This is a genomic window from Peribacillus sp. NPDC056705 (assembly GCF_043656335.1).
In genome coordinates, this window is sequence record NZ_JBHTYI010000047.1 from 1 (window position 1) to 24,659 (window position 24,659).

The 24,659-nt window shown below is 41.0% G+C and carries 19 protein-coding genes and 1 pseudogene; 17 read left to right on the top strand and 3 right to left on the bottom strand.

Going from position 1 to position 24,659, the window contains the following annotated elements:
• Positions 1-32: 32 nt before the first annotated feature.
• The 9 genes and pseudogenes from murQ to ACFRAK_RS25965 all read left to right on the top strand — a co-directional run bounded on the left by murQ (position 33) and on the right by ACFRAK_RS25965 (position 11,153).
• Positions 33-947, top strand: coding sequence for an N-acetylmuramic acid 6-phosphate etherase (gene murQ, locus ACFRAK_RS25925; RefSeq protein ID WP_394572786.1), 915 nt, complete (start codon positions 33-35; stop codon positions 945-947).
• Between the two features lie 11 nt (positions 948-958).
• Positions 959-1,816 (top strand): MurR/RpiR family transcriptional regulator, encoded by an 858-nt coding sequence (locus tag ACFRAK_RS25930; RefSeq protein ID WP_387595947.1) that lies wholly within the window; start codon positions 959-961, stop codon positions 1,814-1,816.
• 34 nt (positions 1,817-1,850) lie between these two features.
• On the top strand, positions 1,851-3,221 hold the full coding sequence (locus ACFRAK_RS25935) for a PTS transporter subunit EIIC (protein ID WP_394572787.1): 1,371 nt from the start codon (positions 1,851-1,853) through the stop codon (positions 3,219-3,221).
• Complete coding sequence (locus ACFRAK_RS25940; protein ID WP_394572788.1) at positions 3,218-4,228, top strand: MupG family TIM beta-alpha barrel fold protein; 1,011 nt, start codon at positions 3,218-3,220, stop codon at positions 4,226-4,228. The genes ACFRAK_RS25935 and ACFRAK_RS25940 overlap by 4 nt, the downstream gene beginning before the upstream one ends.
• 203 nt (positions 4,229-4,431) lie before the next feature.
• A complete protein-coding gene (locus tag ACFRAK_RS25945) occupies positions 4,432-6,372 on the top strand; it encodes a glycoside hydrolase family 3 protein (RefSeq protein ID WP_394572789.1) in 1,941 nt (646 codons plus the stop codon).
• Between the two features lie 13 nt (positions 6,373-6,385).
• Positions 6,386-7,624, top strand: a pseudogene (locus tag ACFRAK_RS25950) (exo-beta-N-acetylmuramidase NamZ family protein).
• Positions 7,625-7,814: 190 nt separating this feature from the next.
• Positions 7,815-9,290, top strand: a complete 1,476-nt coding sequence (gene nagE / locus ACFRAK_RS25955) for an N-acetylglucosamine-specific PTS transporter subunit IIBC (RefSeq protein WP_394572790.1) — start codon at positions 7,815-7,817, stop codon at positions 9,288-9,290.
• Between the two features lie 330 nt (positions 9,291-9,620).
• Entirely contained in the window at positions 9,621-10,049 is a 429-nt protein-coding gene (locus ACFRAK_RS25960; RefSeq protein WP_387707887.1) for a DUF1801 domain-containing protein, read from the top strand.
• Between the two features lie 60 nt (positions 10,050-10,109).
• Complete coding sequence (locus ACFRAK_RS25965) at positions 10,110-11,153, top strand: oxidoreductase (protein ID WP_387595963.1); 1,044 nt, start codon at positions 10,110-10,112, stop codon at positions 11,151-11,153.
• Positions 11,154-11,675: 522 nt separating this feature from the next.
• Here ACFRAK_RS25965 and ACFRAK_RS25970 read toward each other — a convergent pair.
• The gene (locus tag ACFRAK_RS25970) at positions 11,676-12,863 is read right to left on the bottom strand and encodes an MFS transporter (protein WP_387595966.1); all 1,188 of its coding nucleotides are present in this window, start codon (positions 12,861-12,863) and stop codon (positions 11,676-11,678) included.
• Positions 12,864-12,984: 121 nt separating this feature from the next.
• On the opposite strand from ACFRAK_RS25970, the gene ACFRAK_RS25975 reads away from it, so the two are divergent.
• The 8 genes from ACFRAK_RS25975 to ACFRAK_RS26010 all read left to right on the top strand — a co-directional run bounded on the left by ACFRAK_RS25975 (position 12,985) and on the right by ACFRAK_RS26010 (position 22,346).
• Positions 12,985-13,431, top strand: a complete 447-nt coding sequence (locus tag ACFRAK_RS25975) for a MarR family winged helix-turn-helix transcriptional regulator (RefSeq protein WP_387595968.1) — start codon at positions 12,985-12,987, stop codon at positions 13,429-13,431.
• 534 nt (positions 13,432-13,965) lie between these two features.
• Positions 13,966-15,555, top strand: coding sequence for a long-chain-fatty-acid--CoA ligase (locus tag ACFRAK_RS25980; RefSeq protein ID WP_387595971.1), 1,590 nt, complete (start codon positions 13,966-13,968; stop codon positions 15,553-15,555).
• A gap of 721 nt (positions 15,556-16,276) precedes the next feature.
• Complete coding sequence (locus tag ACFRAK_RS25985) at positions 16,277-17,380, top strand: amidohydrolase/deacetylase family metallohydrolase (RefSeq protein WP_394572791.1); 1,104 nt, start codon at positions 16,277-16,279, stop codon at positions 17,378-17,380.
• Positions 17,358-18,467 carry a DgaE family pyridoxal phosphate-dependent ammonia lyase gene (locus tag ACFRAK_RS25990; RefSeq protein WP_387595976.1) on the top strand — a complete coding sequence of 370 codons (1,110 nt, stop codon included), beginning with the start codon at positions 17,358-17,360 and terminating at the stop codon, positions 18,465-18,467. Before ACFRAK_RS25985 ends, ACFRAK_RS25990 begins: the two co-directional genes overlap by 23 nt.
• Positions 18,464-19,219 carry a 2-dehydro-3-deoxy-phosphogluconate aldolase gene (gene dagF / locus ACFRAK_RS25995; RefSeq protein WP_387595978.1) on the top strand — a complete coding sequence of 252 codons (756 nt, stop codon included), beginning with the start codon at positions 18,464-18,466 and terminating at the stop codon, positions 19,217-19,219. Before ACFRAK_RS25990 ends, dagF begins: the two co-directional genes overlap by 4 nt.
• Complete coding sequence (locus ACFRAK_RS26000; RefSeq protein ID WP_394572792.1) at positions 19,212-20,225, top strand: sugar kinase; 1,014 nt, start codon at positions 19,212-19,214, stop codon at positions 20,223-20,225. The genes dagF and ACFRAK_RS26000 overlap by 8 nt, the downstream gene beginning before the upstream one ends.
• Positions 20,226-20,242: 17 nt before the next feature.
• Entirely contained in the window at positions 20,243-20,965 is a 723-nt protein-coding gene (locus ACFRAK_RS26005; RefSeq protein ID WP_387595984.1) for a GntR family transcriptional regulator, read from the top strand.
• A 55-nt stretch (positions 20,966-21,020) separates the two neighbouring features.
• Positions 21,021-22,346, top strand: a complete 1,326-nt coding sequence (locus tag ACFRAK_RS26010; protein ID WP_387595987.1) for a GntT/GntP/DsdX family permease — start codon at positions 21,021-21,023, stop codon at positions 22,344-22,346.
• A 197-nt stretch (positions 22,347-22,543) separates the two neighbouring features.
• Here the strand turns inward: ACFRAK_RS26010 and yppF are convergent, their stop codons facing one another.
• Both yppF and ACFRAK_RS26020 read right to left on the bottom strand, forming a co-directional pair.
• Positions 22,544-22,726 (bottom strand): YppF family protein, encoded by a 183-nt coding sequence (gene yppF / locus ACFRAK_RS26015; protein WP_081112928.1) that lies wholly within the window; start codon positions 22,724-22,726, stop codon positions 22,544-22,546.
• A gap of 266 nt (positions 22,727-22,992) precedes the next feature.
• Positions 22,993-24,282 (bottom strand): MFS transporter, encoded by a 1,290-nt coding sequence (locus ACFRAK_RS26020; RefSeq protein ID WP_387595990.1) that lies wholly within the window; start codon positions 24,280-24,282, stop codon positions 22,993-22,995.
• Between the last annotated feature and the right edge of the window lie 377 nt (positions 24,283-24,659).

Genomic DNA, 24,659 nt, shown 5'->3' on the forward strand with positions numbered 1-24,659 from the left:
ATATTTAAGTAATTGTTTATAGGAGGATTTAATTGTCTATGGAGGAACATTTGCGTTCATTAACGACTGAATTACGGAACGAAAAGACGATGAATATCGATAGTGTAAATACGATGGAAGTCATTTCTGCAATCAATAAGGAGGATTTTAAAGTGGCAGCAGCGGTCCAGGAGGTATTGCCAGAGATTGAAACGGTAGTTGAATGGGCTTGTGAATCATTAAAAAACGGAGGGAGACTCATATACATCGGAGCGGGAACGAGCGGAAGACTCGGCGTTCTGGATGCCGTGGAATGTCCCCCGACTTTCAGCACACCACCTGATAAGGTGCTGGGAATAATCGCAGGAGGGGAAAAGGCGTTTGTTCAGGCTGTTGAAGGAGCAGAGGATAAAGAAGAGTTTGGGGAATGTGATCTGATTGACGTGGAACTTACAGCAAATGATACGGTTATTGGCATCGCGGCTAGCGGCCGTACCCCTTATGTGAGGGGTGCTTTACGTTATGCGAGAAAAGTTGGGGCTAAAGCGGCGGCATTATCATGCAATAAAAACGCGAGCATCACGGAAGCAGCTGATATAGGGATCGAAGTGGTGGTCGGACCGGAAGTGTTAACAGGATCCACGAGAATGAAAGCGGCAACTGCACATAAAATGGTACTCAATATGATTTCAACTGCAACCATGATCCGGTTGGGAAAAGTCTATGAAAATCTGATGGTCGATGTTAATGTCAGTAATCAAAAACTGAAGGACCGTGCAATAAGCATCATAGAAACTGTAACGAATGCTGACTATGATCAAGCTTTGAATACACTTGAAAAGGCCAGTAATCAAGTTAAACCAGCGATTGTCATGATAAAAACGGCAACTGATTATGAAAAAGCAATGGAGTTACTGGAGAATGCGGATGGAGATGTCAGAAAAGCCATCTCGATCCATGAAGATTAAGGAGGGAAGCAATGGCTACAGGAGGATTATCCATCATACAGACGATGTTGAGCAAGCTGCCGCAATCAGAACAAAAACTAGCAGAATATATACTACAAAATCCTCATGAAGTTGTGAACAGCACTGTACAGGAATTAAGTACCTCTGCCCAAACTAGCGGGGCCGCTGTTATTAGGCTGTGTAAATCGCTTGGAATAAAAGGGTTTCAAGATTTGAAAATAAGGATTGCTGGAGATTTGATGAAAACCGTCGAACAGGGTTATCGGGATATCGAGCCTTCCGAATCACTGTATCGGATTGTGGAGAAAACAACGAGTAATTCGATTCAGTCCATTAGGGATACATCTGAAATAATCGATCACGATAATCTCAAACATGCGATACAGCTGATGCTGAATGCTAAGACCGTCCACTTTTGCGGTGTGGGTGCTTCGAATATAGTTGCTGCTGACGCTCAGCAAAAATTACTTCGCGTCAATAAAGGGGCAACGGCTTTTACGGATATGCATTTAGTTGCAACCCTGATTGCAAATGCTGATGAAAATGACATCGTTTTTGCCGTTTCATTTTCAGGGGAAACACTTGAAGTTATCAATATATTGAAGCTGGCAAAGGAACGTGGGGTCAAGACAATCGGGCTGACTCATTATGGCCAAACAACGGTATCATCCTTGTGCGACGTCACACTGTATACATCCTATTCGAATGAAGCACCATTTCGAAGTGCAGCAACATCCTCACGATTGGCGCAATTATATATGATTGACATTTTGTTTTTGGGGATGGCTTCAGAACAATATGAAGAGACTGTCCAATATATCGATAACACCAGGTCTGCCATTAAATCGATGACAGATCGATATAAATGATTCATACGAGATTTGACAAAGGGAGGGCTTTTGAATGGGTAAGGGGGATAAGTACGCCAACTTAGCAGAAGAGTTATTGGGGAAATTAGGTGGGGCATCTAATGTTGCCGATGCTGCACATTGTATGACCAGACTCAGGGTACTGCCAATCGATCGTTCGAAAGTGAAAATGGAAGATATAAAAAATACGGAAGGCGTTTTTGGCGTCATTGAAGAGGAAACGATCCAAATCGTCCTCGGGCCAGGCGTGGTGAACAAGGTTCATACAGAATTTGAAAAGCTTATGGAGGAATCCTCTGGCGATTTGAACCTAAAAGAAGTAGCCTCGAAGAATAAATCTGAGATTGATAGGAAAAACGCAAAACCGTTTAAACTTTTTTTACGCAGGATTGCAAGTATTTTCATCCCTTTAATTCCCGCCTTAGTGGCATCAGGTTTGATTACCGGCATTACAAAAGCAATCGTTCAAGCGGGCTGGCTTGCAGCAGAATCGCAATTAGCCATCATTTTAACCGTTATCGGATCGGGGCTGTTTGCCTACTTGGGGATTTTGGTTGGGACCAATGCAGCAAAAGAATACGGTGGATCACCTGCACTTGGTGCACTTGCAGGTATCTTGGTCATAAACCCGGCCGTCGGCGACATTTCATTGTTCGGTGAAAATTTGCTCCCCGGTCGCGGCGGGTTAATAGGAGTCCTTTTTGCAGCTATTTTCATAGCCTTGGTGGAAAAACAGGTCAGGAAATTCATTCCTCAATCACTGGATATCATTTTGACGCCAACCATCGCTTTACTCATTACTGGGATTGTCACTTACATTATTTTTATGCCGGTAGGAGGGTTTTTATCGGATGCGATTACGACTGGGTTATTGAATGTTTTGGATTTCGGTGGTGTCGTAGCTGGATTCGTGCTTGGTGCGGCCTTTCTCCCTCTCGTCATTACTGGTTTACATCAAGGTTTAACGCCTGTCCATCTAGAATTGATCAATTCGATTGGTGATGATCCACTGCTTCCCATTTTGGCGATGGGTGGCGCGGGCCAAGTTGGAGCGGCATTTGCCATCTATATGAAAACCAAGAAAGCAAGTTTGAAGCGAGCTATTGGAGGGGGCCTTCCTTCCGGGATGCTAGGTATCGGTGAACCCCTTATATTTGGAGTGACCCTGCCATTGGGGAGGCCTTTCTTAACTGCATGTTTAGGTGCAGGAGTAGGTGGAGCCTTCCAAGCTCAATTCGGAATCGCAACGTCGTCCATCGGTGTGTCCGGACTGCCGCTTACCTTTTTAGTTCATCCAAATCAAATCGGATTGTTCCTCGCTGGCTTGTTCATTTCCTATATAGCAGGTTTTATTTTTACGTATTTGTTTGGATTCAAAGATGAAATGGCGGTTGAATTCAAGTGATCGGAATTTCTTTTTATCTACAAGATCCGCATGCAGAAACACAAATCATCCATGCTGCTAACCTGGGAGTGAAAAGAGCATTCACCTCGCTTCATATTCCTGAAGAAAAGGGTGATCTCGTGAAAAGGATGATCACGCTTTTAAAGCTTTCAGAGGACTATGGAATGGAAATCCATGCAGATGTCTCATTAAACACGCTTGATCATTTGGGGATTAGCAAATTCACGGATTTATGGCCATTAGGTATTAAAGGTATTCGGCTTGATGATGGGTTTGATAAAGAAACGGTCATATCTTTATCTAAGGTGTTTTCACTCTCACTAAATGCAAGTACACTGAATGAAGAAGAACTTTTGGCCATACTTGGGGGCGGTGTGGAAACGGAAAGTCTGATAGCATGGCACAACTTTTATCCGAAGCCTGAAACGGGCCTTGAGGAAGGGTTCTTTCATCAACAAAATCGAATGTTCAAGAAATACGGCATACCGATCTTTGCTTTCATCCCAGGTGCAGGAAGCAAACGCGGCCCTCTTCATGAGGGTCTTCCAACACTCGAAAAACACAGGTTGATGAATCCTTACGCTGCCGGTATTGAGCTGATTCAGCATGTGGAAGGAGTTTACGTTGGAGACCAAGGAACGGAGAATAATCTGCTTGAGAATCTAACCGCCTATAAAAATCTAAATATTCTAACTGTTAGAATGGAATCCCGAATCTTGCAAGGCGGTCAGTATAAATTAAGGCCAGATGTTTCTCAAGATGTTTTCCGGCTGCAGAATACCCGGGTCACAGCAAATGTTGAGCCGAGTAATACAGTTGCACGCAGCCTTGGATCCATAACGATGGACAATGATGCTTACGGAAGGTATCGGGGGGAGGTCCAAATTTGCAAGAGAGACCTAGGGGCAAATCACCGTGTTAATGTGATAGGTCGAGTTATAGAAGAAGATATTCCCTTGCTGTCCTTTCTAAAGCCTGGCCAAACGATAAACCTTATAATTGAGTGACCATTTGATTCGATTATACAGCGGGTAAAGGGATATATTTCATGAAGGCTTGTTAAAAGAGGCGGCTGCTGGGTTTCCATTGCTGCCTTGTTTTCTTTATAGGATCTATATAGTTCATTTCCAATCATTTTTCCCCCTTCATGAAAGTGGATATGGAATTGTTGCTAACCGAACTAAAAAGTATACAAGGGAGGAAACACTAAATGATAAAAAGGATATGTGCCCCTGCTGGAATCGCATTATTCTTTGCTTTATCTATTTTGGGAGGGAATGCAACAGCAAAGGGATCAGAGAATGAAAAATCTGTATCGGATATTCAGGAAATCGTAGAAAACATGACAATCGATGAAAAAGTCGGTCAAATGCTAATGCCGGATTTTCGTAATTGGCAAAAACAAGGAGAAGCGAAGGCGACCGGGTTTATTGAAATGAACTCAGAAGTTGCAAGCATCATCCAAAAATATCATCTGGGCGGTGTGATTTTGTTTGCTGAGAATGTAGTCGATACCGAACAAACGGTTCGGCTAACAGATGGTTTGCAGAAGGCAAGCCCGGGCCTGCCGCTGTTCATAACGATCGATCAGGAAGGAGGAATCGTAACTCGCCTTCAAACTGGAACGAACCTTCCTGGTAATATGGCACTTGGTGCAGCCAGAAATGAGAGCTACGCTTATCAATCTGGAGAAATCATTGGCAAGGAACTGTCGTCACTTGGCATAAATGTCAATTTCGGGCCGTCTGTCGATGTCAATAATAATCCAGGAAATCCTGTTATTGGTGTTCGTTCCTTCAGTTCAGATCCGGAACTGGTATCAAAGCTTGGCATTCAGACGATAAAAGGATTGCAAAATCAGAACATGATAGCGACGACCAAGCATTTCCCCGGCCATGGAGATACAGCAGTCGATAGTCATTATGGTCTTCCCCTTGTTTCTCATGATAAAGAACGTTTGCGTTCCATTGAGTTGGTTCCTTTCCAAAGGGCCATCGATGGTGGAGTTGATATGATGATGACAGCACATGTTCAATTTCCTGCTTTCGATGCCACTAAGTATATCAGTAAAAAAGACGGTCAAGAAATAATGGTTCCTGCAACGTTGTCACAAAAGGTCATCACGGGTCTATTACGTGAGGACATGGGTTTTAACGGTGTTGTGGTTACAGATGCTTTGAATATGAATGCCATTGCGGACAACTTCGGACAGGAAGAAGCTGTGGTCCTTGCCCTGAAATCTGGCGTTGATATTGCACTGATGCCTGCACAGGTTAACTCGCTTCAAATGGAAAAGAATATAACCTCTGTATTCAATGCAGTGAAGGCAGCGGTGGAAAGCGGGGAAATTCCTCTAGGTAAAGTCAATCAATCTGTAACGAGGATACTTGAACTGAAAGTGAAGAGGGGGATATTAAACCCTGATGACACTCCGATCGATAAAAAGATCGAAATCGCGCTTAAAGTGGTCGGGAATGAAGACCATTTGAAAAAAGAAAGGAAAATGGCGGAGGATGCCATCACTCTTTTGAAAAATGAAGACAAAATATTGCCTTTCAAACCTAAGAAAAATGATAAAGTTTTAATTCTTGCTCCTTTTGATGATCAAGTTGAATCCATGTCCAGGAGCATCGGCGAATTAGCTGATAATAAGAAAATCAAGAAAGTCCAAATAACGGGTATGAGTTTTTCAGGAAAGTCATTTTCAGATCAAGTGGCCAGACTCATTGATGAATCGGATTTTGTCATAACTGGTTCCTATATTGTCAAAAACGATCCAGCTGTCAATGATGGAGTGATAGATGATAGTATTCAAGATTCGTCGAAGTGGGCAACAGCCTTCCCTAGGGCGGTCATGAATCATGCTAAGAATAAAGATAAAAAGTTTGTTTTAATGAGTTTAAGGAACCCTTATGATGTTGCAAACTTTGAAGAAGCGAAAGCGGTTCTTGCTGTTTACGGGTTCAAAGGGTATTCGAATGGGCGTTATAGACAGCCAAATATCCCGGCAGGCATCTCGACCATTTTTGGAGAATCAAAGCCTAAAGGCACGTTGCCGGTCGATATACCATCAGTAACCAAGCCCAATCAAAGCCTTTATAAATTTGGATATGGATTAGATATTAAATCTGGAAGACCCATTAAAAAATAGGGAGGGATGCAATTTGAAAAGAATGATAATCCTATTTACCATTTGTCTGTTGACTTTCGGCATCGTTTCCTCAAAAAGCGTAACCGCTGTTAAAGAGAAGAAAAAACAAAAGGTCAGCCCCGGCATTGAAATTCTTTTAAAAGAAGAAAAGGACGTGTTAAGCGGAAAAAAAGTCGGCTTGATTACGAATCCAACTGGCATCGATTCTAAATTAACCAGCATCGTCGATCTACTTAATGATGATCCGGATATTAATTTGACAGCGTTATTTGGTCCTGAACATGGAGTGCGTGGAGATGCGCAAGCTGGTGCAAGCGTTGAATATTATATGGATGAAAAAACGGGGTTGCCCGTTTATAGCTTATATGGCAAAACGAAAAAACCGACACCTGAAATGTTAAAGGATGTCGAAGTGCTTGTTTTTGATATCCAGGATGTCGGAACACGCTATTACACCTATATTTACACGATGGCTTATGCAATGGAAGCAGCCAAAGAAAATGATATCCCTTTTATCGTGCTGGACCGGCCTAACCCACAAGGCGGGGAATCGGTAGATGGGCCTGTACTTGAACCTGAATTCTCATCGTTTGTTGGTTTGTACCCAATACCTCTTAAGCATGGGATGACTGTTGGGGAACTGGCTACCCTGTTCAATAAGGAATTTAAAATAGGTGCAGATCTAAAGGTCATCAAGATGAAAGGCTGGAAGCGGTAAATGGATTATGAAGAAACTGGTCTTCCTTTTGTCTTGCCGTCACCGAATATGCCGACTGTTTCCACTACGTTCGTATATCCGGCTACAGGCTTGATCGAGGGAACGAATGTCTCGGAAGGCAGAGGAACGACTAAACCATTCGAATTGATTGGTGCTCCTTATATAAACAGTGATGAGCTTGCTGGGAAATTAAATGCATTAAGGTTACCTGGCGTAAAATTCAGGGCAGCCTCCTTTACACCTACATTTTCAAAACATGCAGGTAAACTTAGCCATGGAGTGGAAATTTATATAACCGATAGAGAGGAATTCAAGGCTGTCCCTACCGGACTTTATATCATCAAGACCATTCAGGATCTATATCCTGCAGATTTTGAATTCCTTGCAGCCAAAAATTTCAATTTATTGATTGGCAATGGATGGGTAATGTCAAGAATTGAAGACGGTTCATCAGTAAATGAAATCATGAAAGAATATCAAGCAAAGCAGGATGCTTTTAAAAAGGTTCGTAAAAATTACTTGCTCTATAAATAAGAGAAAAAAGAAAAGTCCGGTTGGACTTTTCTTTTTTTGATGCACTTTCGAAGGAGGAGAAAATCGCTAAGACTTTATTCCTGAATAAAGCCAAATTTATAAATGAAATGCAGTTCTAAAATGGAAGGAACCGTTGTCTAATAGAATATAGGGTTTGCCCTAAATCAGTAATTGTCAGGGGGAAAGCGGGATGAAAAAATATCTTCAAAAAATTGGACGTTCCTTGATGCTGCCAGTAGCCGTATTGCCGGCAGCCGCCATTTTAATGGGGATCGGTTATTGGATAGATCCAGCAGGATGGGGAGCGGGAAGTCCGTTAGCGGCTTTCTTAATTAAAGCGGGTTCTTCGATCATTGATAATATGGCTATCTTGTTTGCTGTTGGAGTGGCGTTGGGGATGTCGAAAGGGAAAGATGGAGCCGCCGCTTTGAGCGGTCTGGTAGCCTATCTAGTCGTAACGACATTGCTTTCCACAGACTCGGTAGCCATGCTGCAAGGAATGGATGCAAAAGATGTAAATCCAGCATTTGAGAAAATAGAAAATGCATTTGTCGGAATCCTCTCGGGCCTTATAGCGGCAGCTATGTATAATCGGTTCAGTAAGGTCGAGCTGCCGGATGCACTCGCTTTCTTTAGCGGTAAACGCCTTGTCCCGATCCTTACTGCGGTTGTCATGTTACTCGTCTCACTTATATTATTCTTCGTATGGCCACTCATCTACTCCTGGTTAGTTATATTTGGGGAAGGAATTAGTGAATTAGGTGCAGCTGGAGCAGGACTCTATGGATTTTTCAATCGGCTTTTGATACCAACAGGTTTACATCATGCTTTAAACTCCGTATTCTGGTTCGATGTAATAGGACTTAACGATATCGGTAAATTCTGGGCTGGAACAGGAATAAAAGGAACCACGGGCATGTATCAAGCCGGATTCTTTCCCGTCATGATGTTCGGTTTACCGGCTGCTGCTCTGGCCATGTACCATTCGGCAAAATCACGGAAGAAAAAACAAGTGGCCTCATTAATGCTCGCAGCCGGTTTCGCTTCATTTTTCACAGGCGTTACTGAACCGTTGGAATTTGCTTTCATGTTTGTTGCACCAGCCCTGTTTGTTGTTCATGCCTTATTAACAGGGATATCGTTAGCTATTGCCGCGACTTTCCAATGGACAGCTGGGTTCGGTTTTAGTGCAGGATTCATTGACTTTGTTTTAAGTTCAAGATTGCCATTGGCAAATGAACCTTATATGCTACTTCTTCAAGGACTGGCTTTTGCTGTCATTTACTATTTCTTATTCCGATTCTTGATAAAAAGGTTCAATTTAATGACTCCAGGCAGAGAAGATGATACAGAAGATGAGCTTGATGGTGGAGGAGTGATTGCAGAAGCAGACAGCAGTCAAGGCGGGAATGATGAGAGTAAATTCTTTGGAATGGCATCCGCTATTTATGAAGGTTTAGGCGGAGACGCTAACGTAATATCTGTAGAAAACTGCGTTACCCGATTAAGGGTTGAGGTAGAGAATATGGGAGCTGTCGATCAGAATAAAATCAAATCAACAGGGGTTGCTGGAATCAATATCGTGGGTACCCAAAGCATTCAAGTCATCGTAGGGACACAAGTACAATTCATAGCTGATGAAATTGAAAAGATCCGGAGGCAATAGCTGATACACTAAAAATCTACGATCAGGATTATATTTTCTGATCGTAGAGATTTTTATGATATTGATTTTATTAACTCTGCTCATAAAATAGAATTAAACGAATCAATGTTCTATAATATATAAGGGTATTGAGTGAAGGATTTGCCATGAAGCTTGGAGAATTAGTAATGAAGCTCGTCCGCCAATCATTTGAGTATTTAGGATATCGGCAGTAATGAAGGCTGTATACATACACGTTCAAACTAAAAAAACGATCATATAGTGTTCTAAGTTTTGAACAAGGGTTATCTTTTGCATTTTTCAAACTTTTTGTATGGGGAGGTTCAGGTCTTGTATAAACAAAAAACCAAAGAAACTGACAGTAGTGTCATTGAGTTCATTGAGAACGTCGATAATCCAAAAAAGCGTGAAGATGCATATGAATTGTTGGATGTTTTCACCAAAACGACAGGTTATGAGGCAAAGATGTGGGGACCGAGCATCATTGGGTTCGGTATCTATCATTATAAATATGAATCAGGTCACGAAGGAGAAGCCCCTCTGGTAGGCTTTTCCCCTCGAAAAGCAAAAATCAGTTTATATTTCTCTCCAGGGGATAAAAAAAGGGAAGAATTGTTACAGGCATTTGGAAAACACACTTCCGGAAAAGGGTGTGTGTACATCAATAAAGTGGCAGATATCGATATTAATGTATTGAAAGAATTGATTAATCAGTCTGTCAAGTTTTTGAGAGATAAGTACCCGGACAATGAAATATAAGAGAACGGATGATCAATTTATAATTTTTTAAGAGGAACAAGAAAGCGAGTGGGAACGAAAATGAGAAAAATTAAAGTGGGCATAGTTGGGTACGGATTGTCAGGAGCTACATTTCACGCTCCATTACTAAGTGTTTTAGGGCAGTTTCAAATAACGAAAGTTGTCAGCTCCAAGAAGGAAAAAGTCCAAAAAGATCTGAAAGATGTGGAAGTGGTAAGCAGCTTAGAGGATATTCTTGAGGACGCGTCCATTGATTTGGCAGTTATTACGACACCGAGTGGTTTGCATTATGAAATGGCCAAGCAAAGCTTGTTGGCCGGAAAGCATGTCATCCTTGAAAAGCCGATGGTGGTGGAAGGTTGGGAGGCAGAGGAGCTAATTAAGATTGCCGAGGAAAAGAATCTGCTATTAAGTGTCTATCATAACCGGAGATGGGATAATGACTTTTTGACCGTGAAAAAACTTATGGATGATGGAGTGCTTGGGGAAATCAATACATACCAAGTCCATTATGATCGATACAGGCCTGTGGTCAGGGATAGATGGAGGGAAAAACCAGGCCCGGGATCAGGCATGCTATATGATTTAGGATCACATCTAATCGATCAAGCACTGCATTTGTTTGGATTGCCGCAATTCGTTTGGGCAGATGTTTTTTCCCAAAAAGAAAATGCAGAAACGGATGATTATTTCCATGTGATATTAGGATATGAAAAGCTGAGAGTTATCTTACACTCAGGCTCAATCGTTCCGAATAATGGACCGCGGTATCAGGTGCATGGAAGTAAAGGATCATTTATCAAGTACGGTCTTGATTGCCAAGAGGCGGCCCTGAGTGAGGGGAAAAAACCGCTGGATGACTCTTGGGGTGCAGATGAACCCGAATTCTATGGTAAGTTGGTTACGGTTGAAGGAGAAAATGAGATACATGAAACCATTGAAACCCTGCATGGTTCTTATTTAACGTATTACCAGGCAGTTGCCGATAGTATATTGAGCGGGAAGAAAGCTCCAGTCACTGCCCAAGAAGGGTTATCGGTCATTAAAATCATTGATGCGGCTTTTGAAAGCAGTAAAGGAAAGAAAGCCATCTATATTAAATGAAATTCAATTTCCCCTCATAACATCATGAATTGAGAAAACTGAATGCTAAGCGGCCTTATTTTCAGAAATAAGGCCGCTTTTAATTTTGGTCAAATGCATGATTTCCCTCGTGACTTTGAATGTTACGCAAGAATTAGAGCTGTTTTCGCATGAAATTGAAGCGAATATTCGAGAGATTGAGTGTTTACTCGTAAATTCAAGCCATTTACTCGTGAATTTGGAGCAAATACTCGTGAAATTCATACATTTACTCGTGAATTTGCCGCATTTACTCGTGAATTCAAATATGACACAAGATTTTGAGCGGTTTACGCATAAAATCGAGTGTTTACTCGTAAATTCGAATATTACGCAAAATTTGACCTGATTCTGCATCAAATTGGAGCGAATATTCGAGAGATTGAAGTATTTGAACTGTGGATATTCTGTTTTGGAGGATTTATATTGAAATGAAAACCCCCGAATGGCGGCTGCTATTCGGGGGTTTCGTTAAGGTATATAAAATGAAATGCCTTTTAAGCTCTAGGATAATGCCTTTGTATGAAGAGATCGCTTTTGCCAAGCCATGGTAATCATCAAAGTAATGAATAAGAGGATAAGGCCCAACATGAAAGGATAGGTGATGTGGATATCATACATCATTCCGGCAAGTGTAGGTCCGAGCACATTTCCGATGCTCATATATGCATTATTCATACCCATTGCAAAGCCCTGCTCATTTCCTGCCATCTTGGAAATCAGTGTGTTAAGAACTGGACGTAAGATGGAGGTGGAAAGGAAGATGACCAGTGAAATTAAAAAGAAAATCAGGTAACTTGAAGCAAAAAGGGATAGAAGGAAACCGATGGCTGCAACACTGATAAAGATATTCAGCACATTCACTTCCCCGAAACGCTGTACAATCCGGTCGACGACAAACAGTTGTACAATTACACTGACGATACCTGTGGCTGTAACCATGACGGCGATGTCCTTAGGGCTTGAATTGAATTGATTATCAAGATAAAGACCAATGACAGATTCATATGCCATTAAGCCAAAGCTCATTACAAGAGTAATGATGAGTGGAATGAAATAGGGCATTTTCACGGATAAGGCAATCTTCCGAACCATCGTTTCGTTTTTTGCATCCATGGCTTGAGTAACCTGTGCCGTTTCGCTTTCTTTTAAAACAAAAATCGAAAATACTACAGCTGATAGGGATACCAGCGCAGAAATCAAAAAGGGAAACTTCAGGCCAAAGTCAGCTAAAAAACCTCCAATTCCTGGACCGACTACAATGCCCAGTGACATGGCGGCAGATACTAAACTATTACCTTTAGCGCGTTGATCAAATGTGGTGATATCGGCTACATAAGCAAAAATTGCGGGGATAAGCAAAGCTGCTCCAATCCCGCCAATGATGCGTGAAGCATATAATAACCAAATGGAATTGACTGCATAAAAAATAAACATGGATAATGTCAAACCGACCAATCCATAAATAATCATTTTTCTGCGCCCGAATTGGTCAGTCCATTTTCCGGCAATTGGTGAAAAGATAAGTTGTGCACCTGCGAAAATGGCAATCATTAGGCCAGCGGCGGTTCCTCCTTGATTAATGGAGGCCAGGTATGCTGGTAAAATGGGAATGATGATACCGAAACTTCCGATTGCTATAAACATATTGATCATAAGGATAATGATCTTCTTGCGTTGTTCTGCTGACATGGGCAGCCTCTCTCTCTCTTTAAAAATCAATAACCAATTTAATTCGCATGGTTAATTTTTTGATACGTTAATTATGTTATAGTTTTAGATAGATAGTGTCAATAAGAAAGGATTGTCAAACATGCATTCAAGTGAATTGTATAATTTACATCTAGAAATCAAGGAACTAAGCAGCCTCTCACAGGAATTGGTGGAACCTTTTTTGGTTAAATATGATTTAACTTCTGTACAGTATCGCGCATTGCAATTAATTGTCTTGACTGAATCCATAGCAGTTAAAGATGTTTCGAATCATTTAAAAATCAAACCTGCAGCAGGAACTGCACTAATTGACCGGCTTGAACGAAAGAAGTTGATTGAGAGGGTACACAGTGAGGATGATCGGCGGTTCGTTTTTATCCAATCCACCGAAAGTGGAAGGAGAACCTATCATTCCATAAATAAGTGTTTTGCCAAGATCTTTCGTGAATTTTATGGCGTCCTAAATGAAGAGGAAACGCAAGCGCTCAAACAAATCGTCGGGAAACTGACCGAACATGCATCGTCTTGCATAGAGAATAAAATATAGTCTTCCTGACGTCTATAGTTTCCATTATAATAGAAAGAAGAAGGTTCTTTTCGTAAAGATTATTGTTTTTAAAATGAAACGATTTAAGGTTGATTGGAGCGGAAGTGCGAGACCTGCGGGAGCAGCGGGGAGGTGAGACCCCACAGGCGTTTTCGCCGAGGAGACTCACCGCCCGCCCCGCGGAAAGCGAGCATCTGGAGGGGAAATCAACCACACCTCACTACTTGGTAAATAGCAACAAAGTATGCGAAAACAGCCAAGAAGAAAGACCTAATATTTACTAAAGCAGTGAATACCATTGCTTTTAGGGGATTAATTGTCGGAATAATCAAAAAAATAGTCATTCCCCTGAGTATAACGGTTAGGTTTATTCAATGATTCATGATGTAAGAAACCCATTAGAGAAGTTATGGCTTTTGGAAAATGAATCTGTATCAAAAAAGTTAAGAAACTTTTTCTCAATGACTCATCATGACGAACCAGGCAGAGGTAGTGTACTAGAAGCAGAGTATCCCAAAAGAAGGAGATGGTAAAATGTTTTCGCCATTAACACCAATGGATTGGAAGCGCAGGGCCGTAAAATATTATCCCCATAAAGTGGCAGTCATCGATGAAGAGAAAGAGTTTACATACAAGGAATTCGGGCAGCGGACAGATCAACTTTCCAAAGCACTGTATTCTTCGGGAATTGAAAAAGGCGACCATATTGCAGTAATGTTGCCAAATACGCATTATATGTTGGAATGTTTTTATGGCATTTGTCAAATGGGAGCGGTAATGGTTCCGTTGAATTATAGACTGGCTGCAGAGGATTTGGAATATATCATCAAGCATAGCGATTCAAAAATGTTGATAGTCGATGAGGAATTCACCGCTCCGATCGAAAAGATCATTACTAGACTTTCATTGGAAAAAATCATTATCGTGCCTGTTGACGGACATGAAACCACTTTACCTGGAATAGACTATGAGAATTTCATTTTGCATGCAATTGATGAAGCACTGCCAGAGGTTATAATCGATGAAAATCAACTTTTGACTATAAATTATACGAGTGGAACGACTTCAAAACCAAAAGGGGTAATGTTAACCCATCGCGGGAATTACATGAACGCCGCTAATTTCATTTATCACCTTGGAGTGAATCATGACGATGTATACTTACATACCCTGCCAATGTTTCACGCTAATGGCTGGGGAGGTGTATGGTCTGTAACGGCTACAGGCGGGACTCATGTATGTTTAAGGAAAGTCGATCCCCCTCTTATCCTCAAATTATTCGCCCATCATAATATTACATTATTATGTGGGGCACCGACTGTCGTCAATATGCTAGTGAATGAACCTAAAGCAAAAGAAACAAATATCAAAGTTCGCCCAAGGATGGCAACAGCAGGTGCACCTCCAGCAGCAGCGCTTATACAAAAGGCACAAGAAATCCTTGGTTTGAATATGATTCACGTATATGGGTTAACAGAAACTTCCCCTTTCATCTTATATAACGAGTGGAAGGATGAGTTTGAAGCTAAATCGGCGGACGAAAAAGCAATAATAAAGGCAAGACAAGGGATTGAATTGGTTTTCAATGGGGAAACGATGGTAGTCAATCAAGATGGGAAAGAAGTCGTTTGGGATGGAAAGGAACTGGGGGAAATCATTACCCGTGGCAATGTTGTAATGGAAGGATATTATAAGGATCCGGAAAAAACGGCCGAAGCAATTAGGGATGGCTGGTTTCATACAGGAGATCTGGCAGTGACCTATCCTGATGGATATATTGAAATACAGGACAGGGCTAAGGATTTAATCATTTCCGGGGGAGAAAATATTTCTTCAACAGAGGTGGAAGGGATATTGTATAAACATCCAGATGTTTTGGAGGCGGCGGTCATTGCCATCCCAGACGATAAGTGGGGAGAAACGCCTAAGGCAATCATTGTGTTGCACCAAAATGCAAAAGTGACAGAAAATGAGATCATAACCTTTTGCCGCTCTAAAATGGCTCACTTTAAAGCACCGACAACAGTTGAATTCGTCGAGTCATTACCGAAAACGGCAACAGGTAAGCTACAAAAGTACCGTTTGAGGGAAATCCATTGGAAAGGAACGAAAAAGGTAAATTAAAGGCTTCATTATATGAACGGGACTATATTAAGGTTGTCATAATAAGTAAAAATCAAATAAAGTACGGCAAATAACAAGACCAAGAATGCTTTTAAAATAGCATTCTTGGTCTTTATTATTATGGAAAGCTCCATTTCCTCTGTAACCAGGTAGTTAAATTAACGAGGGCTTCCCAATGAAAGGTTTGACTTAGTGCAAAATATATACAAACTTGGTTTTTTACCATTAGCATTGACTGATAGATGATAAGCGTGATTTACCGGAATAATATGCTGCTATTAAAATATTAGGAATGCCAGCGAGTGCTGATGCCGGTGCAGGATACGGGAAGTACAGATAAATAAGTAAACTAAGGAAAAAGTTTTAAAACAGTGATAATTGTACTTATTTCAATAGTTTTCTTTAAAAGCATTATTTCTGGATAATTAGAGTAGAGGCTTACATCGATCGTTATTTTGTAAAAATTCGTAAAGAATAGAACGGTAAATTTTAAAAAAACTAAACGAAATTACATTATAAGGAAGAAACTATTGAAAAATAAGTGATAATCCATTAAAAATTCTGTAAATTTAATCAAACATTATAACGTTATATTGATTAGTTCGAAAAAATATGATAATCTATTTTTGTAAAGAGAAATGAAATGAATTCTCGCGCAATTCAGTGTAATCGTATACAAAGTACTTGCAATCGATAGGATGTACCGAAAAGGATGAGGGAAATGGCAGATACGTTAGTTCTGAAGAATGTAAAGATGTTAGAGGGAAATGCAGCGGATATCATACTGGAAAATGGAATGATTAAAGAAATTGCATTTCCCGGAACTGCAACAGGGGATAAGATAATAGATTATGATCAAAAAGTTTTTGTTTCCAGCGGATGGATTGATATGCATGTACATGCTTTCCCGGAATTCGATCCTTATGGTGATGAGGTTGATGAGATTGGATATAAAACGGGTGTAACAACGGTCATTGATGCGGGAAGCACGGGGGCAGACAGGATATCTGATCTCGTTAACAGCTGTGAAAATTCCAAAACGAATGTTTTCGCCTTTCTGAATATTTCGCGGATTGGCTTGAAAAGGATTGATGAGTTATCGGATATTTCATGGCTGGACGAAGGAGAGTTAAGGAAGGCAATTTCCAAGTACGGGGATTTCGTTGTTGGACTTAAAGCGAGAATAAGTAAAAGTGTGGTTGGTTCAAATGGTGTCGAGCCATTAAAAATAGCTAGGAAGTTCTCGGCTGAAACTGGTTTACCATTAATGGTCCATATCGGTTCAGGGCCGCCTGATATTAAAGAGGTCCTTGAATTACTTGAGGAAAAGGATATTATTACACATTTCTTAAATGGTAAAGCGAATAATTTATTTGATGAAAGAGAAGAGCCGCTGCCTGAGCTCAGAAAGGCGATTGAACGTGGTGTCCATTTGGATGTAGGTCATGGAACGGCAAGCTTTTCTTTTAAAACTGCAGAAATGGCGAAAAAGCGGGGAATACGCTTCAATACGATCAGTACGGATATATATCGGAAAAACAGAGAGAGTGGGCCAGTTTTTAATATGGCTAATGTGCTTACAAAATTTTTGTATCTGGGTTATCCATTAAACGAAGTAATAGATGCCGTTACGGTCAATGCAGCAGCTTGGTTGCATAAACCCGAGCTTGGCAGGATTTCAGCTGGGGATATTGCGAACTTGACCTTATTCTCGATCAGGAATGAGCCGACCCTTTTAATCGATTCAGAAGGAGAAAAAAGGATGGCAGAAAAAAGGGTTGTCGTAAAAGGAGTGGTTATAAATGGAGAATTCATTGAATGCTAAATATGGTTTGAAAAGAGTCATAAATGCAAGCGGAAGAATGAGCATATTGGGGGTTTCTGCCCCAACTGACACAGTGATGGACGCGATGAAAAAAGGTGGGCAAAATTATGTTGAGATTTCTGATTTAGTCGATAAGTCAGGCCAGCATATAGCGAATTTGCTTCATTCCGAAGCAGCTGTCGTCGTAAACTCAGCCTCAAGTGGAATTGCGCTTTCAGTAGCTGCGATCGTTACGGAAGGAAATAGAAGGAAAAGCGAAAGGCTTCATCAAGATCTCATACAAAAGAATGAAATCATCATGCTGAAAGGCCATAACGTGCAGTATGGTGCACCGGTTGAAACCATGATTTACCTTGGTGGCGGAAAATTGGTTGAAGTTGGGTATGCAAACGAAGGGAAGGCAGAGCATATTGCGGATGCCATAAATGAAAATACTTCTGCCATTTTATACGTGAAATCGCATCATGCCGTTCAGAAAAATATGATATCGGTCGAAGAAGCATGGGAAGTGGCCAAAACGAATAATATCCCTCTGATTGTCGATGCAGCAGCGGAGGAGGATTTGGAAAAATATGTACAACTCTCCGACTTGGCGATTTACAGTGGATCAAAAGCCATTGAAGGACCTACATCCGGTATCGTTGCTGGCAGAAAAAAATATATTGAATGGGTAAAGGTTCAATTGCACTGTATCGGAAGGAGCATGAAGGTTGGAAAGGAAACTACCTTTGGGCTGCTTCAGGCATTGGATGAGTATTTCGTCAAGACGGATAATAGCGAAAATGAAAAAGCTAGTTTACAAGTTCTCACATCACTTGAATCCATTGAGGGCGTAAAGGTAACGATAGTTCAGGATGAAGCCGGCCGTGCCATATATAGAGCACGTATTTCCATTGATCCTTTAATAACGGAAACGACGGCGAAGGAAGTGAACGAGCAGCTCAGAAATGGGGATATTGCCATTTACACACGTGATTATGGGATACGGCAAGGCTTTTTCGATATAGATCCGCGTCCATTGCAAGGTGATGATATACATGTCATTGAAGCACAATTAAGCGCCATATTAGGAGGACAACAAGGATGACAAACATAAACAAACGGTTATTGAATGATCGTGTAGCCTTAAATGTACTTGCAAATAGTGTAGAAAATGCAGTGGAAGTCTTTGAAGCGGCGGAAGGCCATGTATTGGTTGGTGTACTCTCAAAGGATTATCCAACTGTTGAAGCTGGTGTTACAGCAATGAAAGAATACGGGGAAGCCATTGATGAGGCAGTTTCAATAGGATTGGGCGCGGGAGATAATAGACAGGCAGCGGTTGTCGCAGAAATAGCAAAATACTATCCAGGCAGTCATATTAACCAGGTTTTTCCTGCAGTTGGTGCTACGAGGGCCAATTTAGGCGATAAGGACAGCTGGATAAATTCACTTGTTTCTCCAACTGGGAAAGCGGGTTATGTGAATATCTCCACTGGTCCAGTAAGTGCAGGTGCAAGTGAAACGGCCATTGTGCCTATCAAAGCTGCCATTGCGCTGGTTCGCGATATGGGGGGGAATGCTCTGAAATACTTCCCGATGAAAGGCCTGAAGCATGAAGATGAATATCGTGCTGTGGCAAAAGCCTGTGGTGAAGAAGGATTTGCTTTGGAACCAACAGGTGGAATCGATTTAAATAATTTCGAGACTATACTAGAAATCGCATTAGAAGCAAAAGTGCCTAAAGTCATTCCCCATGTATATTCTTCCATCATCGATGAAGAAACTGGAAAAACGAATGGGGAGGATGTACGGAAATTATTGGCCATAACAAAAAAATTGGTTGAAAAATATGCCTAAAAGGATTGTGGCATTCGGGGAAGTAATGATGCGTTTGCAGGTACCAGGGCATGAATTGCTATCACAGGCCAGCACTCTGCAATACTCCTTTTCAGGCACGGGGGTAAACGTTGCTTCTGCGATGGCAAAGCTCGGACATGAGGGGTATATTGTGACAATGTTACCGGATAACCCACTTGGGGATTCCGCGATTTCATCTTTGCAGCGCTTAGGAATTGGAAGGAACTTCATCTCTAGAGGTGGCAAGTACTTGGGGATGTACTTTTTGGAAAATGGTTTTGGCCAGCGGGCGAGCCGTGTCACATATTCCAATCGACTGGAAAGCAGTTTCAATACAGCCTCCTTATCCGATTATGACATGGATATGATTTCGGAAAGTACGGATATCATCCATTTTTGCGGAATCACGCTTGCAATGGCGGAAAATGTACGGGAAAGTATGAAGGTGCTGGCTAGAAAAGTCAAAGAAAAAGGCGGTACAGTCTGTTTCGATTGCAACTACCGTCCCTCTTTATGGGAGGGAGGTTATGCCGGCGCAAAGCCTCATTATGAAGAAATGCTTGCTTTGGCCGATATCGTCATGATGAATGAGAAAGACGCCCTATATATTTTAGGAATGAAGTCTGAAGGCTCCACAAGGGAAGAACAGCTAAACGAGTTGATCCCTAAGGTGGCAAAAAAATTCAATATTCAGTCGATAGCAGGGACACACCGTTCAATCAACAGCGATAATAGCCATACGTTGAGGGGGTATATATACAAGGAAGAAACATTTTACTTTTCCGATATCCTATCATTTTCCGTATATGATAGAATAGGTTCAGGCGATGCTTACACCAGCGGAATCTTACATGGAGAATTACGAGGATATTCCCCTGAAAAGACAGTTCGGTTTGCGGCTGTTTCAGGAATGCTGGCATGTACTGTCGTTGGAGATACTCCTTTGGCAACCGAAAAGGATATACTCTCGGCAATGGAAGGTAAAATGGAAGATATTAAGAGATAAAAGGCAGGAGAATAGGAATGAATGTGAACAGAAAAAATGGACCGATGTATTTACAGATAAAAGAAATATTAAAGGATCGTATTTTACATGGGGTTTATGCCATCGACACAAACATTCCCTCTGAGCCTCTTTTGGAAGAAGAATTTAACGTAAGTAAGGTCACTGTCCGTAATGCAATCAAAGAACTCGTGCAAGAGGGGTATGTTGAAAAGAAAAGCGGCAAAGGCACTAGGGTCATAGCTAATGGTTCGATTGTCAAACTTTCCAAAGGGAAGCGTTTCACAGAACTGTTGGTGGAGGAAGGGCACTCCATTTTAAAAAAGGTGTTAAACATAAGTCATGTTGACCTTTCTTCAGACTCCAAGCTGCATTCTTTATTTGGTGAGCATTGCATAAGTATCGAACGGATATATTTATTGGACAATGAACCTTATATTTACTTTACACATTATGTTTCACTCGATATGAACGAAGAAGATATGAAAGAGCTCCAGATCAATTCATTGTACCGTTTTTTGGAAGATCAAAACGTCAAACTTGAAACATTCAGAGATGAATTTGCCGTTGCCATCGCTCCGGATCACATTTGCGAAACACTTAAACTCGAAAACAATAGTCCTGTATTAAAAAGGATTCGGATTTCCAGTGATGGGGACGGAAATGTTATGGAATACAGTGAAGGGTATTACAACACGGCTAAACAGAACTACATCGTGACATATAATGAGCCGATACAATAATCCAATTATTGTATCGGGCTGAATGTAAGCGATTTCAATGGGATGGGGAGAACATATGGATCTATATTTATTAGGAATCACGCTGATAGCCATCGTAATTGTTATTTTGGGGGTGTCCTGGTGGAAATGGCATGCATTCATTAGTTTGACTGTAGCCAGTTTATTTTTAGCAGTTTTTTCAGGACTGCCGATGGACAAGATTGTAGGAGCATATGAAACGGGTGTCGGAGCGGTCCTTGGTCACCTTATTGGAATATTGGCTTTAGGGACCATCTTAGGAAAGATGATGTCCGACTCTGGAGCCGGTATGCAGGTTGCTGACTTTTTCATTAATAAATTCGGCGTGAAGAACCTGCCGTGGGCCATGCTTTTATCTGGTTTCATCATAGGCATTCCGGTATTTTTCGAGGTCGGTTTAGTAATATTGCTGCCTTTGGTGATTTCCATTCGGAAATCAACCAAAATGAACATCTTGTTAATTGGTATTCCAGTACTTGCTGGTTTATCAATCGTACATGGGCTGGTACCTCCGCATCCTGGAGCCATGACAGCTATTGGAATCTATAATGCAAACATGGGACACGTACTTCTGTACTCATTGGTCATCGCATTCCCGACTGCTGTAATTGCCGGACCGCTATTCGCAAAATGGGTTCAAAAACGGGTTATTCCTGTTGGTGAACCGGAATTGATCCGGGTGGTAACAAAGTCTAGTGGGTTACCAGGGACTGGAGTTTCGTTCTTCATCATCCTTTTGCCTGTATTGTTGATGGTTTTAACTGTCTTGGCGCCATATTTGCCGCTACCGGGATCCATTGAAAAATTCTTATTGTTTATCGGAAGTCCGGTGATTGCCCTATTAATCTCCTGTTTTGCAGCTTACTATTTCTTGGGTTACAGACAGGGAATGGACAAATCGCTAATTAAAAAATTGACGGAAGAATGCTTATTGCCATTAGCCTCCATAATCCTTATTATCGGTGCTGGCGGAGGATTTAAGCAAATTTTAATTGATAGTGGCGTTGGGACTGCAATTGCTTCCATGTCTGAAGTAATTTCTTTATCACCGATCATTCTTGCTTTCCTTGTGGCCGGATTGATTCGGATTGCCACGGGTTCTGCAACCGTCGCTTTGACCACGGCAGCAGGAATCGTTTCACCGGTTGTTGCCAATATGACAGGTGTTAATCTAGAATTACTCGTTATTGCCACGGGCGCAGGCTCACTTATGTTTTCCCATGTTAATGATGCCGGTTTCTGGTTAGTAAAAGAATATATGGGATTAACCGTTAAAGAAACATTCAAAACATGGACAGTCATGGAAACCTTACTTTCCTTCGTGGCATTCGGTTTGGTTTTAATTTTGGATATATTCATTTAATTAAAGAAAATTTCTCAATGTCTGAATAAGTTACATTTACCTCCGTGAACTGTCTTGGGGTGACAGATCACGGAGGCTTTTATTTAGTTAAGAACATGCTGGGGAGGGAGTAAATGACTTAAAGCTAGGTCGATTGAGGAAACCAGAAACAAAACCATTCAGAATAGGAATAAGTATGACTGTGACAGGGTGTAGTTTCATCCAGAAGACGTTTGTTTTGCTCCTCGAAGATATAAGTCCTGACAGAGACTTCTATATTGGAAGATTGAGAGCTTCCCGTTTACATATTCATTCTGAATATAATCGAGTAATTCATTGGCATGATTAGGCTTTTGACGTTTTTCCTGAATATAATGGAGAATTAAAACTTCTATATTCACACACTCACCTTACTTGACAAGTATTTTTTTCCATTAACAATATAACATGGGCATTCAAAAAAATATCATTTTTTGAATATTTTAACTATCGACATATTTATACAAATAAAGGATCGATTCGGAATAGCGGTGGGAAATTTTATCGGGAAATGCAAAAAAAGAGCGATATTGTACTGACTTATTTTTAAGTCGGCACAAGAAAAAACCCTTGATAATTCAAGGGTTGGATTGTTAATTTAGGTGACGAAACTGATTTTACAAGGACTTCATGCTTGTATCTTTTGTACGGGTATAAGTGATAAGCGCAGCTCTGCGGCTTCTCTCTTAATGGAGAATAAATAAGCTGCCAAACCTAAGATGGCTGTAAAAATCAGCATGGCGATCGATGAACTGAAATCCCCGCCAGACAAGTCACGAAGCCATCCCATGATATAGCTCGAAAAGCCGCCCATGATATTCGTGAATCCAATTAGACCAGCGGCCCGTCCTGCCGTTTCAGGTGTTGAGTATTTTACCATGAGCATATTACTTAAATGGAACACACCGCCTTGACATCCCATTGCCAGTCCCATGCATAGTCCGGCCAAAATAGGATTGGGAATGAAGACAGCAACAGTCAAAAAGACGGCCGTCAATGAAAATAGAATTGTGGCCATCAAACTTGGACGTCTGGTTTTGTCTGCCAGAAAACCGCATGCCAAGACAAATCCTAAAGCGAATAGCCAGGAAAGTGAAGTGATGCTCGACATTCCTTCCTTTTCGAATCCTTTTGCTTCAATGAGATATGTAGGAAGCCAAATGCTGATTCCGAAAAATAAGAAGGAGCATACGAGCATGCCGAACCAAACGATCCAGAAACGATAATCTTGGGCGAAACTTTTGTTCTCGGAGGGGGCGGTTTCTTTAATTTCATCATCCGTTAGGCGAATGAAAGCCAATTCCTCCTTACTTATACGGGGGTGCTCTTCTGGTGTATTCCTTGTCATAAAGATGAACATCGGGATATTTATAAATAAGTTGAAAGCTGCAAGCATAAAGAAAGCTGCTTGCCAGTGGAGTAAAGATATTAAGAGCACCAAAACAACGGCTCCCATTGCCGGTCCTAAATAGTTTCCGGTAAGCCAAGATGCCTGGGCCCTCCCCAATTCGCGTTTATTAAACCAGTTTGAAATGAGTTTTCCGGACACCGGAATCATCATCCCTTCACCAAAACCAAGAATGACCCTGCTTATTAAAAATATTTCATATGAATTTGCCAGGCCTGACATAATCATCGTGAGTGTCCAAACGAATAAACCGGCGATGGCTGTTTTTCGGGCACCTAATTTATCAATGATGAAGCCCCAGAAAAGATTCGACACTCCATAGGCAATGGTGAATACAAAAGATAGAAGACCGATCTTTGCATTTTTGTCATCGCCTGTCATACCGAGTGCATGCAAGAATTCAGGATCTGTTTGAATGATGGAAATGCCAACCTTATCAATTTGTCCGAAAAACCAAAAGAAAAAAATTGGAACGGCAATATACAACCATCTTTTCTGACCATTTAGCATAATACCATCTCCTTTTCGCTTTTTAGCATTCCCTAAAAACACTTACCATTGCGAATAAGTGAATTACGGTTTCCCTATAGAAAGGTACTAGTTTTGATTTTTCATTTAAGAGCTTAATCCCGCCTTTCTTATAATTTTGATAGATAAAAAGTCACGGAAATGTTTTGCAAGGAAAACAAAGTTTTACTTTCTTAACGATAAATTAAAATAATTTGATTGTCAATTTAATATTTTGATAATTTTTTATTTTTAGAATAAACAAAAATATGAGCACTTTCACCTAAAAACGAACTCCGTTTCATCCTTTTGAGTAAATGGCCACTATCAAGCAAGGACATAAAAATAGAAGGAAATTTCATTCTCTGTGACAAAAAAAC

Bases quoted from the DNA above. Each gene is read 5' to 3' on its own strand.
- ACFRAK_RS25985 (WP_394572791.1), top strand. From the start codon at position 16,277: ATGGCAGATACGTTAGTTCTGAAGAATGTAAAGATGTTAGAGGGAAAT.
- ACFRAK_RS25930 (WP_387595947.1), top strand. From the start codon at position 959: ATGGCTACAGGAGGATTATCCATCATACAGACGATGTTGAGCAAGCTG.
- ACFRAK_RS25970 (WP_387595966.1), bottom strand. From the start codon at position 12,863: ATGTCAGCAGAACAACGCAAGAAGATCATTATCCTTATGATCAATATG.
- ACFRAK_RS26010 (WP_387595987.1), top strand. From the start codon at position 21,021: ATGGATCTATATTTATTAGGAATCACGCTGATAGCCATCGTAATTGTT.
- dagF (WP_387595978.1), top strand. From the start codon at position 18,464: ATGACAAACATAAACAAACGGTTATTGAATGATCGTGTAGCCTTAAAT.
- ACFRAK_RS25990 (WP_387595976.1), top strand. From the start codon at position 17,358: ATGGAGAATTCATTGAATGCTAAATATGGTTTGAAAAGAGTCATAAAT.
- nagE (WP_394572790.1), top strand. From the start codon at position 7,815: ATGAAAAAATATCTTCAAAAAATTGGACGTTCCTTGATGCTGCCAGTA.
- ACFRAK_RS26005 (WP_387595984.1), top strand. From the start codon at position 20,243: ATGAATGTGAACAGAAAAAATGGACCGATGTATTTACAGATAAAAGAA.
- ACFRAK_RS25980 (WP_387595971.1), top strand. From the start codon at position 13,966: ATGTTTTCGCCATTAACACCAATGGATTGGAAGCGCAGGGCCGTAAAA.
- ACFRAK_RS25935 (WP_394572787.1), top strand. From the start codon at position 1,851: ATGGGTAAGGGGGATAAGTACGCCAACTTAGCAGAAGAGTTATTGGGG.
- ACFRAK_RS26000 (WP_394572792.1), top strand. From the start codon at position 19,212: ATGCCTAAAAGGATTGTGGCATTCGGGGAAGTAATGATGCGTTTGCAG.
- ACFRAK_RS25965 (WP_387595963.1), top strand. From the start codon at position 10,110: ATGAGAAAAATTAAAGTGGGCATAGTTGGGTACGGATTGTCAGGAGCT.
- ACFRAK_RS25975 (WP_387595968.1), top strand. From the start codon at position 12,985: ATGCATTCAAGTGAATTGTATAATTTACATCTAGAAATCAAGGAACTA.
- ACFRAK_RS25945 (WP_394572789.1), top strand. From the start codon at position 4,432: ATGATAAAAAGGATATGTGCCCCTGCTGGAATCGCATTATTCTTTGCT.
- ACFRAK_RS26020 (WP_387595990.1), bottom strand. From the start codon at position 24,282: ATGCTAAATGGTCAGAAAAGATGGTTGTATATTGCCGTTCCAATTTTT.